The sequence below is a fragment of the Ruegeria sp. C11 genome, assembly GCF_056537725.1.
The window spans coordinates 14,557-33,097 of the sequence record NZ_JBQFSB010000014.1 but is presented as its reverse complement, the minus strand read 5'-3'; the positions used below and the strand labels follow the sequence as shown (position 1 = coordinate 33,097).

At 59.0% G+C, this 18,541-nt stretch carries 14 protein-coding genes; 9 read left to right on the top strand and 5 right to left on the bottom strand.

Annotated features, from left to right (window positions below; translation table 11 throughout):
* Positions 1 to 19 precede the first annotated feature (19 nt).
* Complete coding sequence (locus ACR0NA_RS19945; RefSeq protein ID WP_480732030.1) at positions 20 to 1,549, top strand: GMC oxidoreductase; 1,530 nt, start codon at positions 20 to 22, stop codon at positions 1,547 to 1,549.
* 15 nt (positions 1,550 to 1,564) lie between these two features.
* On the opposite strand, the gene ACR0NA_RS19940 is transcribed toward ACR0NA_RS19945, so the two are convergent.
* Both ACR0NA_RS19940 and ACR0NA_RS19935 read right to left on the bottom strand, forming a co-directional pair.
* A complete protein-coding gene (locus tag ACR0NA_RS19940; protein WP_480732028.1) occupies positions 1,565 to 2,677 on the bottom strand; it encodes a formylglycine-generating enzyme family protein in 1,113 nt (370 codons plus the stop codon).
* A gap of 41 nt (positions 2,678 to 2,718) precedes the next feature.
* Positions 2,719 to 3,963, bottom strand: coding sequence for a glycosyltransferase family 4 protein (locus ACR0NA_RS19935; protein ID WP_480732026.1), 1,245 nt, complete (start codon positions 3,961 to 3,963; stop codon positions 2,719 to 2,721).
* A 240-nt stretch (positions 3,964 to 4,203) separates the two neighbouring features.
* On the opposite strand from ACR0NA_RS19935, the gene ACR0NA_RS19930 reads away from it, so the two are divergent.
* Complete coding sequence (locus ACR0NA_RS19930) at positions 4,204 to 5,346, top strand: glycosyltransferase family 4 protein (RefSeq protein ID WP_480732024.1); 1,143 nt, start codon at positions 4,204 to 4,206, stop codon at positions 5,344 to 5,346.
* Between the two features lie 9 nt (positions 5,347 to 5,355).
* On the opposite strand, the gene ACR0NA_RS19925 is transcribed toward ACR0NA_RS19930, so the two are convergent.
* Complete coding sequence (locus tag ACR0NA_RS19925; RefSeq protein WP_480732022.1) at positions 5,356 to 6,276, bottom strand: glycosyltransferase family 2 protein; 921 nt, start codon at positions 6,274 to 6,276, stop codon at positions 5,356 to 5,358.
* On the bottom strand, positions 6,273 to 7,328 hold the full coding sequence (locus tag ACR0NA_RS19920; protein ID WP_170656610.1) for a Gfo/Idh/MocA family protein: 1,056 nt from the start codon (positions 7,326 to 7,328) through the stop codon (positions 6,273 to 6,275). The genes ACR0NA_RS19925 and ACR0NA_RS19920 overlap by 4 nt, the downstream gene beginning before the upstream one ends.
* 162 nt (positions 7,329 to 7,490) lie before the next feature.
* On the opposite strand from ACR0NA_RS19920, the gene ACR0NA_RS19915 reads away from it, so the two are divergent.
* The 4 genes from ACR0NA_RS19915 (at position 7,491) to ACR0NA_RS19900 (ending at position 12,580) form a co-directional block, all read left to right on the top strand.
* Positions 7,491 to 8,576, top strand: a complete 1,086-nt coding sequence (locus ACR0NA_RS19915) for an NAD-dependent epimerase/dehydratase family protein (protein ID WP_480732020.1) — start codon at positions 7,491 to 7,493, stop codon at positions 8,574 to 8,576.
* A 46-nt stretch (positions 8,577 to 8,622) separates the two neighbouring features.
* Complete coding sequence (locus ACR0NA_RS19910) at positions 8,623 to 9,798, top strand: glycosyltransferase family 4 protein (RefSeq protein ID WP_480732018.1); 1,176 nt, start codon at positions 8,623 to 8,625, stop codon at positions 9,796 to 9,798.
* A 220-nt stretch (positions 9,799 to 10,018) separates the two neighbouring features.
* On the top strand, positions 10,019 to 11,383 hold the full coding sequence (locus ACR0NA_RS19905) for a nucleotide sugar dehydrogenase (RefSeq protein ID WP_480732016.1): 1,365 nt from the start codon (positions 10,019 to 10,021) through the stop codon (positions 11,381 to 11,383).
* Positions 11,384 to 11,482: 99 nt separating this feature from the next.
* Positions 11,483 to 12,580, top strand: coding sequence for a UbiA family prenyltransferase (locus ACR0NA_RS19900; RefSeq protein ID WP_480732014.1), 1,098 nt, complete (start codon positions 11,483 to 11,485; stop codon positions 12,578 to 12,580).
* Between the two features lie 15 nt (positions 12,581 to 12,595).
* Here the strand turns inward: ACR0NA_RS19900 and ACR0NA_RS19895 are convergent, their stop codons facing one another.
* The gene (locus ACR0NA_RS19895) at positions 12,596 to 13,603 is read right to left on the bottom strand and encodes a replication initiator protein A (protein WP_480732012.1); all 1,008 of its coding nucleotides are present in this window, start codon (positions 13,601 to 13,603) and stop codon (positions 12,596 to 12,598) included.
* 401 nt (positions 13,604 to 14,004) lie between these two features.
* Between ACR0NA_RS19895 and ACR0NA_RS19890 the strand changes: the two genes are divergently transcribed.
* The 3 genes from ACR0NA_RS19890 (at position 14,005) to ACR0NA_RS19880 (ending at position 18,473) form a co-directional block, all read left to right on the top strand.
* A complete protein-coding gene (locus tag ACR0NA_RS19890; RefSeq protein ID WP_480732010.1) occupies positions 14,005 to 15,417 on the top strand; it encodes an AAA family ATPase in 1,413 nt (470 codons plus the stop codon).
* A gap of 87 nt (positions 15,418 to 15,504) precedes the next feature.
* A complete protein-coding gene (locus ACR0NA_RS19885) occupies positions 15,505 to 16,521 on the top strand; it encodes a ParB/RepB/Spo0J family partition protein (protein WP_480732008.1) in 1,017 nt (338 codons plus the stop codon).
* A 539-nt stretch (positions 16,522 to 17,060) separates the two neighbouring features.
* Positions 17,061 to 18,473 (top strand): hypothetical protein, encoded by a 1,413-nt coding sequence (locus tag ACR0NA_RS19880; protein WP_480732006.1) that lies wholly within the window; start codon positions 17,061 to 17,063, stop codon positions 18,471 to 18,473.
* Positions 18,474 to 18,541 lie beyond the last annotated feature (68 nt).

Here is an 18,541-nt window from a genome sequence, read left to right as displayed (position 1 = left end):
TCCAGACAGGTAGCGCGCCGTGACCGATCTGGTGATCGGGTCCGGCCCGTCCGGGGTCTCGGTGGCCACTGCCCTTCTGGACCGTGGCCGTCAGGTTCTGATGCTGGACGGTGGCCGCAAGCTTGAAGCCGCAGCGCAGGAGCGTCGCGATCATCTGGCAGCTTTGGACCCGGACGACTGGTCCGCCGCCGATCAGCAAAGCTGGCAGGCGCCACAGTTCGATACGCCGCCCGGACAGGTACGCAGGTTCGGTTCGGATTTTGCCATGGTACCCGGTGAAAAGACGCTGGTTTCGACCGAAGGGATCGGCTTGCGCGCCTCACACGCCGAAGGCGGGCTGTCCAACCTCTGGGGCTCGGCCGTATTGCCGAACCGTGCCGCCGATATCACCGACTGGCCATTTGGTATCGAGGATCTGGCACCACATTACCGGGCGGTCGCGAAATTTCTGCCCGTGAGTGGCCAAGTGGACGAACTACAGACCCTGTTCCCCGCCTTTTCGATGCAGGAAAGAGTGCCACTGGCCCCATCGCCACAGGCCGAGCGAATGCTGGATCTGCTGAGCCGCCATAAAACCGGGCTTGCAGATCTGCACACCCGCGCAGGTGCGGCGCGATTGGCCGTCGATCCCGGCTGCCGGTATTGTGGCCAATGCCTGCACGGCTGCCCGTGGGGTCATATATATTCCGCCAGACAAACCCTCGGCGATCTGCGGCATCACGCTGCCTTCCGCCATCGTGCCGGTCTTGCCTGCAGGTTCGAGGAACACGGTGACCACGTGACAGTGCTGCTGGACAGCGGTGAAACCTTGCGGGCTGATCGTATCTTCATTGCCGCCGGTGTTCTGGAAACGGCGCGTCTGCTTCTGACGTCATCTCCGGACCCCACGGCAAGTTTGCGGCTGCAGGACAGTCAGCATTTCTTTCTGCCCAGCCTGCACCGCTGGCGCGCACCACGCCGCGTCGACCAGAGGCCCTATCACACCTTGCCGCAGATTTTCATCGAACTGGATGATCCGGACATTTCACCAAACCTCGTGCATGCCCAGATCTATACTTGGAACGAATTCTACGCCCATGATCTGATCAGCAGTTACGGTGCCAGATTGCCGGGTTCTGCCCCCTTGTGGAAGATGTTGGCCCGGCGGCTGATCGTGGCGCAGGCCTTTCTGCATTCGGCACACTCGGCCCGGATCGACCTGACACTGTCTACTGATGGGCGGCTCGCCCCGACGGTTATAGGCAATGACGAAACCGAAAAGGTTATCGGGTTGGCCACATCCCGGCTTTCACAGGTTTTGAAACTGGCGGGGCTTTCGCCACTCAGCTTCGCCCGCCGTCCGGGTGATGCGGGGTCCAGCTTTCACGTGGGTGGGTCGGTTCCGATGGCCAGAAAACCCGGTTCGGGACAGGCCGATATTCTGGGGCGCCCCAAGGGTTTGTCGCGGGTGCATCTTGTCGACGCCTCAAGCCTGCCCAGTATTCCGGCAACGACCATCACATTCTCGGTCATGGCCAACGCCCATCGCATCGGAACGCTGGCCCCCTGACACCGGATCCTGCCGTCAGTCCAGTTCGCGGACGATCCGGATCGCATGTCCGTAGTCGCGGTTGTTGTAATGCGGATCGACACGATATCCTGATCGGCTTTGCCAGGCAGATGAAGCCGCTTCACCACCACGAAGGGTTCGGAATTCGCACATCTCCCGGGAATTAGGAGAGCCGTCGCGCTTTGCGGAAGTATGGTACGCCTCGTAACAATCCTCGACCCACTCGAAGCCGTTTCCGTGCATGTCATACAGGCCGAAACCATTGGGCGGGTGCACTCCGACCGGCGCCGGGCGGCGTTCGGTCCATATGGACGAGCAGTTGACGCAAACGGCATTGTTGTTTCCCACGTCATTTCCCCACGGAAAGCGCGTTACCGTCCTGGCCCGGGCGGCATATTCCCATTCAGCGTCTGCCGGCAAACGATAGGTGTGCCCCGTCTTCGCGCTGAGATAGTCGACATAGGCCTTTGCATCACGCCATTCGACAATCGTCATGGGCTGGTCATCACGATAATCCGCCTCCAGATCGGGAAAGTACGGATCCCGTCCGGTTATCGCCAGCCATTCTGGATCTGCCTGAGCCTGCCGCCATTGCCCATAAGTGATCTCGTACCGGGAAAACGCCAATGTCTGGGGTATGCGGACCAACCGTCGCGGACCTTCCTGATTGGCAAATTTGAGGTTCTGCCGAAGCGGCGGAAACTCAAACAGGTGCATATAGCGCCCTTCTTCGAAAACCGGCGTACCGAGCAGAAAATAGCCATGAGGAACCTCGACCATTTCAGGGCAGTCTGCGCAATCCTGAAAAACACGGCCCGCTACAACCAGTTCATCACCGGGCTGGCGCAAGGGCAGAAACTGAGCCGTTACAAAAAGCGCCACGCGCTTGATACGTGAAAGATCCGGCTCGGGCAGGGTTTCATGTTTTTCGGTTGCCCTCATGACGGAATCGAGATCACGCAGAGCTGCATTGGCGATCAGCGTCGTTGCGATCGCGCCAAGTACCAATATTGCGATAATCGAAAGGCCCAGAAACACTATCCAGAGCAACCGCAACGCCCGACGTGCAATGCGCCAAAACAACGAGTGCCTGATCGCTTCGCCGCCCGAAGCGCTGTGAGACACCATAGGAAGCCCCCCCAGGTTTCCATGGCACTATACCTTATTTTCTACTTAAACCCAAACTCGAACGCCCCTGCCTCCAGCGACCGGGCCAGTGACCGGTCCCCTTTTGCATGCGCTGCTCGAGCCAGCGCGGCGCCATAAGATTGAAGCACCGAGGGCTCGTGCCAGATATCGATGAATGCCTTGCGCGCGGCAGCTCCCTGCCCTGCGCGGCGATCCGGCTGGTGCTGCAGATCGCGCATCGCCGCAATCAGATCCTCTTCGGTTTCAAAAAGCGATCCGCCCCCTGCCCGCTCGACAATCTCGGGGAATGGACCCAACCGACGGGCAATCACCGGCGTTCCCAGACGGAAGCTTTCGATCAAGATGATGCCGAAGGTTTCATAACAGACCGACGGCACGATCAGCCCGATGGCGCCCCGGTAATAGGCGTTGAGTTCCTCAAGCGTCTTGCGACCCAGAAATTTGATCCGGTCATTGCCCGCAGCCTGTTTTTTCAACTCATCCGCATAGTCGCCATCACCAAGTATAAGCAGATCGGCATCGGGATAGCGGTCAAAGGCCGGGAACACGTCCTGCAGCCCTTTGATCTTTTCCAAACGCCCGACAAACAGGAAATACGGGCGCTCATGCGCTGCCGGGTCCGGCAATGCGTTCTGGTCGATATCGGGCAGGAAATACGGCAGCACCTGCATGTCCTGACGCAGGCCGAATTCACGGTGTTTGGCGCGGCTGAATTCGCTTTTGGCGATAATAAGATCCATATGATCCAGCGCCCGGTCCAGCGCGCCGGTGTAACGCCACAGCTGCGGTGGGCGCCTGTAGCTCAGCACACAGCGCAGGCATTGGCGCTCGTCGCACAGCTCGCGCCCGTGCCGCCACAGAACATGGGTGGGGCAGACCAGCCAGTGCTCATGCGCCTCATAAACCTTCAGCCCCTCGCCCATCGGCAACAGACCCGGCCCACCGATCAGCGAGGTGTTGTTGTGCCAGATGATATCCGGCTGCCGCTCGGCCAATATCTCGCGGATGCGGCCGGCATGAACGACCGGGCGGCCAAGCTGCTGGGTCAGCAGGTTCGACATCATTCCATTGCGGCTGCGCAGCCCGATCCGCCGCACCCCGTCGGGGTCGCCCTCGGGCTGGGGTTTGCCGCCAAGGATCAGATAGCTGTCCTCGTCATGCACCACCGTCACATCGTGTCCCCGCGCCACCAGCGCCCGGGCCATGCGCTGAATCCCCACGGCGTCACCTCCGAAGGAATAGGGCGGGTAAAATGTGGTGAACATCAAAATGCGCAACGACTGCATGCGAAATATACCAGATTACCAATGACTTTCCGGTATGAAACACGATCCAGGCAACAATCGAAAGGCACAAGCCGTGCGATCGCCCGGATCGCACCCGGTGTTGCGGACATGCTGCAAATACATGCGGGCTGGCACAGGCCGTGACCACAGCATGTGCAAATGCGGCGCACATGCTATGATCGGGAAATAGTTCAGAAATTTGGCCCGAAACCGCTTCAGATGCAGACCACCCCCCCCCGAAAACCCCTTCATGTCGTCGAAATGGGCACCCAGTTCGGCATGGGTGGCATCACCCGGCATATCCTTGGTCTGAGCGACTGGCTGCAGGCGCGAAACCATCGCGTCACGCTGGCGGGAACGGCCGATATCTGGGCGGGGCCTAACCGGCAATCGGGGTTTCTGGACCTGCCGACCCGCTATGTCGCGGGCGACGGGGGCAGCATCGCCAACCGGCTGCGCCATACGGCGAGCGCAGCCTGGCGGTTGCGGCGCTGGCTGGCGGAAAACCCGGCCGACCTGATCCATTGCCATGAATCCGCGCCTGCGCTGGTCGCCAATCTGGCCCGCACCGGGCGGCGCATTCCGGTGGCTGTCACCTATCACGGATCCGAGCCCGAGCGGATCGCCGCATTCGGCCGGATTGCCGCAAAATGCGATCTGGTGATCACGCCCAGCCACCGTTCGGCCGAGGATCTGGCCACCATCGGCAATGTGCCTCAGGACAAGCTGAAGGTCATAGGGCTGGGCGTCACACCCCCGCCCGAAGACAGCCCAGAAGAGATCGCAAAGCTGCGCGCCGATCTGCTTGGAGATGGCGACAGGGTGATCGTCACGCTGGCCCGCCTGCTGCCGCAGAAAGGGATCGACATCCTGATCGACTGCGTCGCGCGGATAAAAGAGACCCATCCCGGTTACCGTTTCATCGTCGCAGGCGACGGACCGGACGAGGCGCAACTGCATGCGCTGGCGCAGGAAAAGGGCCTCGGCAAGCACCTGCGTTTCATTGGCCGCACGGACAAACCGATCCGGCACCTGCGCGCGGCTGACCTGTTCCTGCTGACCTCGCGGTGGGAGGCGCTGCCCTTTACCATCGCCGAGGCGTTTCAGGCCGGAACCCCCGCCGTGGCCACCGCCTGCTCGGGCGTGGTCGAACTGATCGACGACAGTGTCGGCGCGGTTGTCCCCATCGGCAATATCGACGCGATCTGCGCAGCCGTGGCGGATGTCCTGTCAGACGAGGACCGCCGCCGCGCCCTTGCGGAAAATGCCCTGAAACGCAGCCGGGAAGACCGGTTCGATCCGGATTGGGTGCACCGCCAGTTCGAAAAGACCTATTACGATCTGGCTGGCCGCCAAGGGTGACACCGCCTATCAGGGGCGTTTGGTGATGTAGCCCCAGACCTCGCCCAACGTCCATGCCGTTGACAGCAGCATGACATAAGGCAACGTCTTGAGATATCGCATGCCCCGCCCCTTGCTGGCCTGCAGCTTGTAGTGGCGCACCCAGAGCAGCGGCGGGATCAGCGGCCCCGCCAGGATCAGCATCAGGCGTTTTGCATTGCTTTGATTGCGCACCCGGATCTCACCAAACAAACGGCCCCAGTCGAACCGCTCGGGCAGCAACTCCCGGAAGGTTGCCTTGGGCCGGTGGTGATGTACGACCACTTCGTTCGACAGCCACAGTTCCTCGCCCTGTTCGATCAGATGCCAGTGCACGATCGGTTCGTGATAACGGTCTTTCCACAGGTGCTGCGTCTCATCCAGCGCCTTGCGGCTGTAGGTCAGGTTCACATCCGACACCCAGTCGGCAGGGCCGGTTTCGAACGGTCGCCCGTAGCGACCGAAATCGGTGACGTAAAAGGCCCAGTTCAGCGGGCTGACCGGCTCCATGCATTCGATCGCGCCGCCGATCACGTTCTTGCCGGTTTCCGCATAGAGACGCACGATGGTGCGCGCCCAGTCCGATTGCGGCAGGCCGCGATCTTCGAGAATGCCGATGATATCACCCGTGGCCGCGGCCAGCCCGGCCGAGCGGCGGCGATCATAAAGCTCGTGCTTGCCCGCCTCGGACGTAATCGGACGGATAGGGTTGATCACGCCAAGGTCCAGAAACCGCACCTCGGGGTAGTCATCGGCGTATTGGGCCACATCCGCGACGCTAGCGTCATAGGGAATGATCACATCCAGCGGCGGCGGTTCGTCAAAACTGCGCACCGCTTCGAGGAAATCCCGCACATAGCTGCCGCCTTGCACGATGGTCAGAACGATGGAAAGGGTTGGATCGCTGCTCATCGGATTTTCATGTCCCCTAGATTGTCCAGTTCAACCGGCAGTCCGCTGCGCGAACTTTCCGGCACGGCGGCGGCGATCTCGACCGCGCGCAGACCGGCATAACCATCGGCGCAGTTCAGACCCGTCTCGCCTCGGGTCAGCCGGATGAAATCGGCCAATTCCTCGCCAAAGGACAGGATAGCAGTCGTCTTCCAGGATTTCAGTTTCTCGCGCACCATGATTTCCGGATAGAATTTGCGCACCCGCTTGGGTGCCCCACCCGGCTTGTCCATGGTGATGACAAGGTTCTGCATCGGCGCATAGGCCCCGCGCACCATACCGTGCGATCCGTAAACCTCGATCACACTCTGATAGCCTTTCCAGTCATTCCAGCAGGCCTGATAGATCGCCGCGATGCCATCCGGGTTCTTGAAGATCGCCATTGCGTTGTCTTCCGACCCCGGCACATTCCAGACCGTGTTGCTGGTCACCCCGTAAACGCTGGTGATTTCGCCCAGAATGAAGCGCGCCATATCGGTCATGTGGATGCCCACATCCCACAGGGCGCCACCCCCGGAAAACTCGGCCTTGTATTCCCAGTCGTGGGTGAAATGCCCCAGACCGTCATGGCCACCATAGATGCGGACATGGTCGATCTCTCCGATCTCACCGGATGTAGCGACTTCTTTCACATGGGCGAAGGAAGGGTAGTAGCGCATGTTGAACCCTGCCCCCAAAGCCTTGCCCGCCTTTTCCGCCGCCGCAACGATCCGCCTTGCTCCTTCTACTGTCGGAGCCAGTGGTTTTTCGGTCAGCACATGCAGCCCTTCGTCAAAGGCGCGCAGGCACAGCGGTTCACGTACATGCGCGGGGGTCGAGATCACCACCGCATCCATCGGCGTAGCAAAGAACCGGTCCAGATCGGTAAAGGCCGGCGCACCATCCGCCACAGCCACGGCGCGATGAAACTCCAGATCCAGAACCGCCGCCAATTCGGCGTCAGGAGACTCGAGAATGTTCTGAACCCGCATCTGGCCGATCTTTCCGGCCGCCCCGATCACACCGATCTTCATTCAATTCCTCATTAACAATCGCGGGCGCGCAACAGGGCTACACCCGGCATCTCTAACAATAATTCACCTTCAAGCGGAGTAGCATAGGCTGTGCCCCTGCGCTAGGTTTCTCAAAGACAACGCATCGCCGGGGACCGTGGATTTGACGAAGGACAAGAGACCGTGACAGCCGCCGGACCGGACCATCTCAGCGGCAAGGCCGTCTTCGTGACCGGAGCTACAGGTTTTGTCGGCAAGCGGCTTGTTCCAGCCCTTCTTGAGGCTGGTGCCAGGGTCACCGCATTGCTGCGAAGCCGTCACGGGGCGCAGGCGCTTGAGGCGAGGGGAGTGCATGTCATAACCGGTTCGCTTGACGACGGGGTCGCCATGGAATCCGCCCTGCGCGGGCAGGAGGTTCTGTTTCATCTTGCCTATGACATGCGTGCGCCAGCCGCCGACAACCTTGCCGCTTTTGACGTACTCAGAACGGCAGCGGATGCCGCGGGGATCGGGCGGATCATCCATATCAGTTCCATCGTCGTCTATGACGGCTGGCCGCAGGATGACCTGACCGAGGACAGCCCCTTGTCCGGAGCCGGGGGCACGCCGTACCGGCAGGCCAAAATGGCCATGGAACAGGCTCTAATACAGGGGAATTGCCCGGTTGCGATTCTGCAGCCAACGCTGGTTTACGGCCCCGGAAGCATGCTCTGGACTGATCGGCTGGCCGACTGGATGGCTGCGGGCAGCGTGGTTCTGCCGGAGCCTGAGGGGCTGTGCAACGCAGTTTTCGTCGACGATCTGGTTCAGGCCATGCTGTGTGCGGCACGGCTGGAAGGTCTGGGGCAGGAGCGGTTCATTATCTCAGGCGCTGACCCCTTTGCCTGGTCGGATCTGCTGGCCGGTTACGGCTATATCATGGGCCGGGGCTCGGTGCGTCACATCCCGCTTGCAACGCTAGAGGCCGGGTTGCCGCCCGAGGAGCAGGGCGAAGTGCCCGATACACCTCCGCTGGCCGCCCGGATCAGCGCCGCTGCGCGAACCTGGATTGGCAGGGAAAGGTTTGAAAAATTGGTGCGCGCGGTGAAACGGCGACTGCCTGCGCAGGGCGAAGTATATCCTGATCGTTACATGCTGGAGCTGTTCTCGACCCGGGGGCACTGCCGGATCGATCACGCCCGCGCCCGACTGGGCTATGCGCCCGTTCATGACCTTGATGCCGGGCTGGCCGCCACCCGCTCCTATCTTGAGTCCAGGTTTGGAAAATAATTACCCTTTATAATAAGTTACCATTCAATTTCAGGGACGAGTAAATTTGATCCATATCGCCGTTGACGCAACACCTTGGGACAATGAACGCGGCTTTGGCCGGTTCACACGTAATCTGATCACTGCTCTGGCGGCTCGCGATAGCGGTTTTCGCTACACGCTTCTGTTCGATCAGGAACCGGCGCGGCCGGTGCCGGATGGGGTGAAAACCCTTGTTGCAGGATCTGAATTGTCGATGTCCGAGGCCTCGTCGGGGGCCAGGGCCCGGGGCGGGGCTGACCTGCTGACGATGGCCAAATCGGCGCGGCGGATTGACTGCGATGCCTTCTTTTATCCGGCGGTTTATTCCTATTTTCCCCTGCCCGCCCGACGCCCCACGGTGGTGTGTTATCACGACACTATCCCCGAGCGCTTTCCCGACCTCATCTTTCCCAAACGCCTGAATTTCCGGCTGTGGCAAGCGAAATGCTGGCTGGCCAAGATGCAGGCAACCCGGGTGATGACGATATCGGACGCCTCGGCAGATGATCTGACACGCATCCTGCGCATTCCCCGTGACAAGATCGACATCATCACCGAAGGGGCCGAGCCCGTCTTCCGGCCCATCCACGAAAATTCGGCTCTAACACAGGCCAGAAAGGCCTATGGCATTCCACCTGATGCACCGCTTCTGGTCTATCTGGGTGGCTTCAACCGGCACAAGAACGTGCTGCGCCTGATCGAAGCCATGCCGGATATTCTTGCACAGGTACCGCAGGCACGTCTGGCCATTGTCGGGCGCACGACCGGGGCGCGGTTCTGGGACAATATCGAAGACCTCAAGGCCAGCGCCGCTGCCGATGCGGCCCGCTCGGAAAGCATCGTGTTCACCGGTGAAATCGACGATCCGGATCTGGCCGCCCTGCTGAATACCGCGGATGCGCTGGTCTTTCCCTCGCTTTGGGAAGGGTTCGGCCTGCCCGCACTCGAGGCCATGTCGTGCGGCACACCCGTCCTGTCCTCGGATCGCGGCAGCCTGCCCGAAGTGGTGGGTGCTGGCGGGCTTTACTTCGACCCGCTGTCCAGTCAGGCACTGGCTGCTCAGGCCATCCGCCTGCTGACCGAACCTCATCTGCAAACCGACTTGTCACAAAAAGCGTTGATGCAGGCTTCGGGCTTTAGCTGGGACAAGGGCGCGGCACTGGCTGAGGAGTCATTCCGGCGTGCGTTGCACGCAAAATAGCGAAAAATCGGCCTGTTCATTTTTCTCGAGTGACCCTGAACAATTCCACCTGCCGCTCATAATTGAGCCCTTTTCGGAAACACAGTACTGCGGTCTCGAACAGGGCTGACAAATTTGTTGGATTCGCGCCCGTTCCGCCCTATCCGTGGAAAGGGCCGGAATTTCCGGAGGCCGCGACGCCAATTGATTTCAGTCTGACTTTGTACGATCAGGATAGATTATGAACCTCGAGACCTCGCACCATCAGTCCCTCAGACAGCTTATCGCGGCACGCGACGCGCGCGTCGCTGTGGTGGGGTTGGGCTATGTCGGCCTGCCTCTGGCGCTGACCGCCTATGACGAAGGGTTCGACACGACAGGGGTCGACCTCAACCCTGACCGGGTTGCCCGGATCAATCAGGGCGATCAGGTCATATCCTATCTCGCATCCGACCGGATCGCGCAGGCGGTGAACAGCGGACGTTTCCGCGCCACCGAAGACAGCGCCGCACTGGCAGAGGCCGATATCGTGCTGATCTGCGTGCCGACCCCGCTGACGGATGCACAGGACCCGGATATGCGCTTTGTGGCCGCCGCCGCCCAAACCATCGCCCAACATCTGCGCCCCGGTCAGTTGGTGGTACTGGAAAGCAGTGTCTGGCCCGGTGCCACAACCACTCTGGTGCAACCGATCCTCGAAGCGGGGGGCCTGCGCGCAGGAACCGATTTCTTCCTTGGATTCTCGCCCGAGCGCGAAGATCCGGGCAATGACAAGTTCGACACGCACAGCATTCCCAAGGTGGTGGGCGCGGACGACCCTCTGTCCCTGCAACTGATCGAGGATTTTTACCGCGCCATCGTTACCAGTGCGGTTCCGGTCAGCTCGGCCGCCACTGCCGAAGCGGTGAAACTGGTGGAGAACAGCTTTCGCACCGTCAATATCGCCCTGGTCAACGAGTTGAAAACAGCACTCGATGCGATGGGCGTGGATGTCTGGGAGGTGATCGAGGCGGCAGCAACCAAACCCTTTGGCTTCATGCCTTTCTACCCCGGCCCCGGTATCGGAGGCGCCTGCATTCCGGTTTCGCCCGCCTATCTGGCCTGGCGCGCCGCTGATGCGGGATCCGACACGCCGATCATCAATCTGGCGCGGACAAGCAATGATGCCGTGCCCAATGCCCTTGCCACGAGGATTGCCGAAGAACTGGCGGCACGCGGCAGCGCCACGGACGCAGAGCAACCGTTGGCCGGGCAGCGAATTCTGTTGATGGGCATCGCCTATAAACGCGATGTCGAGGACACCCGCCGCAGCCCGGCACTGGTACTGCTGGACGAGCTGGAAAGACTGGGTGCCGAAGTCGACTATCACGATCCATATTTTCCCCGCCTGCCGGAAGGCGGCGAGTATCCCCAGCTTGCAGGCCGAATGTCAGTATCGCTGACCGCAGAAAACCTGAAACACTATGCGGCAGTGGCTGTCATCACAGATCACAGCGCCCCGGATTATGATCTTGTCGCACGCGAGGCGACGGTGATCTTTGATACACGCAATGTCTTTGAAAAAGCTGGGATCGCGGTGACAGGCGGGCGGCTCGTGAAGGTCTGAGAATGCCGATCACACTCCCTGCACAGGGCAATCCGCAATTCCGGCCTGAAAAGCCGGTTCACCGTCAGGGATGTGCAAGTCAAACAAAGAACCCTTGTAATGAGTGACAAGCCGGAAAAAATTTTCGTCGATCTGGACGGAACGCTGGTCAGAACGGATCTTTTTGTCGAAGCCATCCTTCAATTTCTGAGGAAAAACCCACTCAATATCTTTCCGTTCATTCTGTGGCTGCACCGTGGCATTCCGTATACCAAAACACGGATCGCACAGCATGTTGATATTGCGGCCGAAGCGCTGCCGTACGAAATCCCGCTTCTTGAATATCTGAAACAGGAAAAGCAGCATGGCCGGAGCCTTATCCTCGCCACGGCTGCACATCGCATATATGCCGATAAGGTCGCCTGTTATCTGGGCATGTTCGACGCTGTTCTGGCGACCGATGAAAACCGCAATCTGAAAGGAACAAAAAAGCTGGAGGCCATCCGCGAGATGGCTGGCAATGACGCATTCGCCTATGCGGGCGACAGTAAGGCCGACACCCCCATCTGGGCAGCTGCATCTTCAGGCCTGTACATCAACGCCCCTACACAGGCGGTGGCGGCTGCGGAAGTTTCCGGAACTGCGGAAAAGGTCATCGTTTCGCGCCCGCCTCTGTGGCGGTCCTTCCTCAGATCGATGCGACCACATCGATATATCCGGAACCTCCTGATTTTTGTGCCGCTTTTCACCTCTCAGGATTCTTCGATCCTCTCAGTGGTGCCGACGACCCTTTTGGCCTTCCTCTGCTTCAGCCTCTGTGCGTCCGGCGTGTATTTTCTGATCGACCTGCTGAACCTTCCTGCCGACCGGCAACATGCGGGTAAACGACATCAGCCGCTGACCTCGGGAGATCTGCCTCTGTACAACGGGGTAGCTGGTGCCATCACCTTGCTCGCGCTGGCCTTTATTCTTTCGTCGGTGCTTTTGCCATTTGCTTTCACAGCCGTACTTGCCGCTTATGTTTTTCTGGCTCAGGCCTGCTCCTTCTGGCTGAAACACAACGCAGCGGCGGGTGTTGTTGCACAGGCCGCGCTTTGGACGGTACGGATCATTGCCGGAGCTGCCGCCATAAGTACGGCCCTGCCCCTCTGGGTTCCGTTTTTTTCCGTGCTCGCATTTACCGGCCTCGGGTTTCTCGGGCGATACAGGTCAAGATGACCCTGTCTGAACACCCTATCCCTTCCCCGCAACCCGCTTGGTGACATAGCCCAGAAAGGCCCGGCGCGGGTTTCTGATTGCGGGCCTGCCTGATGTGGCCCAATAGGCCAGCCAGTCCGCCTCGAGCGCATAGACGTCCCATCCGGGTGCCATCCCCCGGGCCTCATCCAGCGTCTCCGGCGGCAGGGTCGGTTTGTCGGTTCCTTCCACCACCTGTCCGCGGCGTGTGAAGCGGATCAGATCACCGGGGTCCTCGGTCATCTCGTAATCGGGCAGATGATCTGCTGCGATCATGTCCCGGATCATCTTGCGGAACACCCGCCGGGGCGAGGCCGAACCCGACTTCTTCAGCAACACCTCGACCGAGACCCGCCATTCGGGTTGCCGCCCGCAATGTTTGCGCGCCAGTTCGTAGATCCGCCGCTCCAGCGGCTTGCGCAGACGGAAATAGTCGCGGCTGAGTGTCAGAACCGACTTGGCCAGGACCGCGCGATACAGCCAGTCCGACAGTTTCACACTGACGCTGACCATCCGGCCCGCCCGTGTATGGCGGACAATCTCCCAGCTTTCGATCAGTCCGAAACCGGTTGTCGTCTCGGTCTCGCCTGTAACGATATTGGTGGTGATCCGGGTCCCCGCCAGCCGCTCGAACGCCTCGCGCAGGCGCTTGTAGCCATCACCGCTGGTCTCGCGATTGGTGGCCACCAGCAGATCATGCGCCTTCAGATGCAGCACACGGCTGACGGCACGGCCTGCATTGATTGCAGACATCAACTGACTGATGCAGAAGATCAGGATGTCCTTGTCGTGGATCGTCGCAAGGCCGCGCACCGACGGCGTCACCGTGATCTCTACCCCGTTATGTTCGTAATTCAGAATCCGCCGGTCCGGCCGGGTCGAGAGCGAAAACATCGGATGCTCCATCGACCCCATATCGGTCTTGGGCAGCGCATCGAAGATATCGCATACAAAAAAATCGCCCGTTGGATGCCGGTCAGGCAACAACGCCCCTGACCCGCTCATACTGCCCTGCCCATATGTCCTGCCCGAATCTTCGTTCGTGGTTTTATTGACGCTTACCGTAAAGTTATCCACAGGCAGCGTAAAGCCGCCGGATCGTGGGATCAGAGTCAGTACAACGTGGGATCAGAGTCACCTTATCGTGGGTTCAGAATCGCACGCAACAACAGAAATGCCGGAATACCATTTATTATCAGTGTGTTATGATTGTCTTGTTTTCCCTGTAACTAATATAATAACTGAATCTTAACCGAATATTTTTTTGTCCCGCTCCGTAAAGCCAACTACCAAGCGCCCTTATCCTGCTATTTTGCTTAGAAAATTCGATTTTGTTCGCATAATGCTTTCACATGCCACCTTTTGTGGTATATTGCCGAAAAGGCAGCATATAGGCGGTATTTTCCATGCGGGCAGGCACGCCGGAGGGGCTTCCTCCGTATTTCAATATTGATCCGGATTTGGCATATGCCGAGTTGGGAAACCCCACCGGAACACATGACTTTTCCGATATTGCGGATGCCTGTGCCCGGGGTCGTTCAGATCTTGCCAGCCGCGGGTTGGAGGAAGACGGCCAAAAAAAGCTGCGGCTGTTTTCGACCTGGGAAATTACCAAATATCTGATCCCCGTCGCGCCTGCCCATTTCCGCCGGGTGCTGAAGGGCAATCCGGACCTGCCGCAAGGGCGATCGGAAACTGAAGGCGGCGCCAAGTGGTTCACGCTGGATGAAGTGTTGCGCCTGCGTCTGCATTTCGCTTCCGAAGGCTCCAAGGCCAAGGAGTATCGCCCCTACCGCCCCAAGGGGCTGCCAGCCAAGATTGTCTCGGTGGCAAACTTCAAGGGTGGCGTCGGCAAGACGTCAACCTGCGCCCATCTGGCCATGTCCGCGGCCTTGGACGGCTACAAGGTACTGGTCATCGATCTGGACAGCCAGGGGTCGATGACCTCGATCTTTGGCGGCAAGGTAACGGATGAATGGCAGACCGTCTTTCCTCTGCTCGCTCGCCACTATGCCACCCATCTGCGCCGCGACAATCAGGGACGGCTTGACCGGGGCGAGGCCCCCCACCCGATCGATGACACGCTGTCGGATGCCCTGAAGGTGCGCAGCGGTGAACTGATCCAGACGACGCATTGGCCGAATATCGATCTGATCGGCGCCCAGCTGAACCTGTATTGGGCGGAGTTCCAGATTCCGGTCTGGCGTATGCAGGGCCGCAGTTGGAAGCTGTGGGATGCGCTGACCGACACGTTGGAGGAAGATGGCGTATTGGACGAATACGACATCGTCTTCATCGATACACCGCCTGCGCTGGGGTATCTGACGATCAACGGGCTGGCGGCCTCGGATATCTTGCTGGTGCCCATGGGTGCATCCTTTCTGGAGTTCGATTCCACCGGCCGATTCTTCGACATGCTGCATTCGACCTTCCAGTCCATCGAAGAGGGTGAGAACATGGCTGCCCGCGCTCTGGGGCGGCCTGAGATGGCGTTTCAGTGGGATGCCGTGCGTACGGTCATCACCCGCTATGACGGCAGCCAGCAGGCGGAGCTGGCCGGGCTGATGCAGGCCTATCTGGGCCGCACCCTGTCGCCGCATTGGCAGGGATACACGGCGCTGATCGGGCAGGCGGGTGAGCAAGTCAACGGCATCTACGAGGCCGATTACCGCGATTTCAACCGCGAGACCTATGTGCGCGGGCGGGAAACCTTTGATGCCACCTATGCCTCGTTCAAGAAGCTGCTGATCGGGGTTTGGCGGGGCGAAGAACTGACCCAGCAGGCTGAGGCGGCCGGAACCCCCGAGCTGATGCTGTAATGAGATGATGTTTCGCGCGCGAAACACTTTGACTGTTTTTGGACAGGCCCGACCAATGCCTGATCCGCGCGAGAGTAGGAGGAAGCGATGGCCAAACGTAAACGGCTGACCCCCGCCCGGGCAGGTTATCTCGAAGAAACCCGCCCAACCCCCGAGGCGAAATCCATGTTCCCCGCCACCGCGCCACGATCCGCGCCTCCTGTTGCTCAGGTTGCGGGTGCCACTGCTGCTCAGGCGGCCCTTGAAGAACTGACCGAAGAATTCCGCGCGGCCCGGGCTGAAGGGCGGATGGTGCAGGATTTGCCGCTTGCGGAGGTGGAGGAAACCTATCTGGTCCGTGACCGGATGGCGGTGGATGACGCGGAAATGGCAGCGCTCAAGGAAAGTCTGAAGGCCCGCGGACAACAAACCCCGATCGAGGTCGTGGCGCTGGAGGAAGGGCGTTATGGTTTGATCTCGGGCTGGCGCCGCCTGACGGCACTGAAGGTACTGGCAGAGGAAACCGGTGAGGCGCGTTTCGAAACGGTTCGCGCGTTTCTCAGGCAGCCTCAGAGTGCTTCGGATGCCTATGTTGCAATGGTGGAGGAAAACGAGATACGCGTCGGGCTGAGCTACTATGAGCGCGCGCGAATTGTCGCTCGGGCGGTAGAGCAGGGTGTTTATCCGGACGAAACCGCAGCCTTGCGCGGGCTGTTTGCTTCGGCCAGTCGGGCAAAACGGTCAAAGATTGGCTCGTTCATTTCAATCTATCAGGCATTGGACAGCAATCTGCGATTTGCCTCGGTCATTCCCGAAAGGCTGGGTCTGTCTATAGCCAAGGCTGTAAAAGATAATCCAAAGGCTATTTCTAAACTGTCCGGACTGCTGGCCGCCGATCCGGCTCGCACGCCGGACACCGAGATTCAGATTTTGACACATGCGATACAGTCCCCGGAGAAGAGCGCCGGGAAAACATCAAAGGTCGTTGCACCACAGCCTGAGGCGATCGGGGGCATTCACCTGAAGCGGAGCCGAAATGGTGCGCAACTCATATTGTCTGGCGACGGGGTTTCTGATGCATTTCTTGTCGAGTTGCGGGGCTGGCTGAAATCCCGGGCGGGATAGCGTTTCGCGTGCGAAACGGTAGCGGCATTCGTGGGATATACTTCCTGCCGATAAAAAGCATTTATTATCAATATAGTGACTTGGTTATTGCGCGTAAGCGCCTGATTATGCCCACTACCTTTCAAATGTGCAGATTCCTTCATTAAATTCGATAAGTATCGCTTATCAGGAATAATAATGCAGCCTTACGACTGGCCAGTAGAACGCGGTGCGAGAGCGTCTGACAAAACGCCGTGCGATTTCCGGTTGAGGCGGCAAAGTCTGGCAATTCCGAGAACAACTGATCCAACCCGTCGTCAATGCGTCGCCTGCCAATGAAGATTGCGTGCCAGGATGCTTGGAACATGTAGATCGCGGCGCACGTGAACAGGACATCACCACGCGCCAATTTGCGAAACTTGATCGATGCGCAATCATGCAACAACATGAGAGTATTGCGAATGCTTTAGGGGGTGTCAGGTGCCTGGGTTACAGAGAAGCGTCTTATTGTGAACGATAAACCTCAAAGCATCCAGGTAGAATCTGTCAGGATTCCGCTCTTGAAAGTTACCCTGCCTCTGATCGTGCTGGCGATGGCATTCCTGTCTTTCAATTTTAATTTCTACAGGATCACCTGGGATTCGACGCTCTACAAACACGATATGGGGTCCGAGCAGCTGGTTCTGGATGGCATGCTGAATGCTGCGGCGAATGAGGGGCCCGTTGTGCTGGGGCGCTATACCCGCCCGGAAATCGACCAGCAATGGCCGCATGCCAGAGAGCTTTACCAGGACGAAAACCGGACCGGAGAATTCTATCACTACACGTCACAGCTGGGCCTGCAGGTGAAGTTTTTCAGTGCGCTCGACGAAAGGTTCGGATTTCCACTGGAAGTGCTCAGTTCAATGACAGCCTTTTTCATGAGTGTCGTTGTAATGCTGTTTTTTATCGGGATTAGAAGGCTGTATTCTACTGCACATGCAGCCGCATTTTGCATGCCACTGGTGTTCAGCCCCTGGCCGGTTGTGTTCTCGCGGCATCTCTATTGGGTTGAATTTACCTGGTTTGTGCCCGCGCTGGTTTCGTTGTTTTTCGCTCGCCGTGCACTGGTGTCACCGGGTGGGCTGATCATGTTGGGTGGAGGGCTGTTCTGTGTTTTTACCATCAGATTTCTGTGTGGTTACGAATACATAACCACAATCACACTTGCAGCAATGGTTCCGTTGACAATGGTATGGGCGCGCAGCACTGCAGGACTGCGGAATTTGATCCTGTCTATGGGCGTCTGCGGAGTGGCCTCTGTTTCGGCTTTTGTTTTGTCGGTTGGCATCCACGCTCGATCATTGGGCCCAAGCCTGACTGATGGCTTAGGGCAGATTGCGACTGTGGCCAGAAAACGAACGATTTCCGAATTGCCTGCCGAAACCATCGAAGAGATCTGCAGTCAGGGTGAAAAGGAAAATCGTAACAAATGCGAGTACGAACTTGAGACCTCTCTCGTGCGTAATCCGGTCGTGGTCGTCGCACGATATTTTATGATGCCGCGCGCATTTCCCTGGGTGGAACATGTGCGTCACCATCCAGAAGATCTGCGGCGATTGCGAGAGTTGCGGACAAACCTCTCGCTGCCGGCGGTGATCGAGACAGCCCGGACCATAAACCCCGCAAGTTATGCGCGGCTTGGTCTGCGTGCGCTCGAAACGTTGTTTTTGCCGGTGTTGACCCTGACGTGCCTCGGTTACGCGTTGCGGCGTAGGGACAGATTGTCAGCAGCGTTTGTGATGTCGCTTATTGCGCCTGTGTCGTGGTACATTCTGGCCAAGGGCCATTCTGACGTTCACTACTACCTGAACCATGTCCTTTGGTATCTGCTCTTTATCCCACTCGCGTTCATGTTCTTACTCGACAGTGTGATTGGTCGTCACCATTGGGTGACGAAGGAAGCACCTGGGCTCAGGACACATAGCCAGTAAATGACGAGGGCTGCCAATGCGATTGCCGACATGAAGATCTTCGGACATCTGTCATATTGGTTTCCATC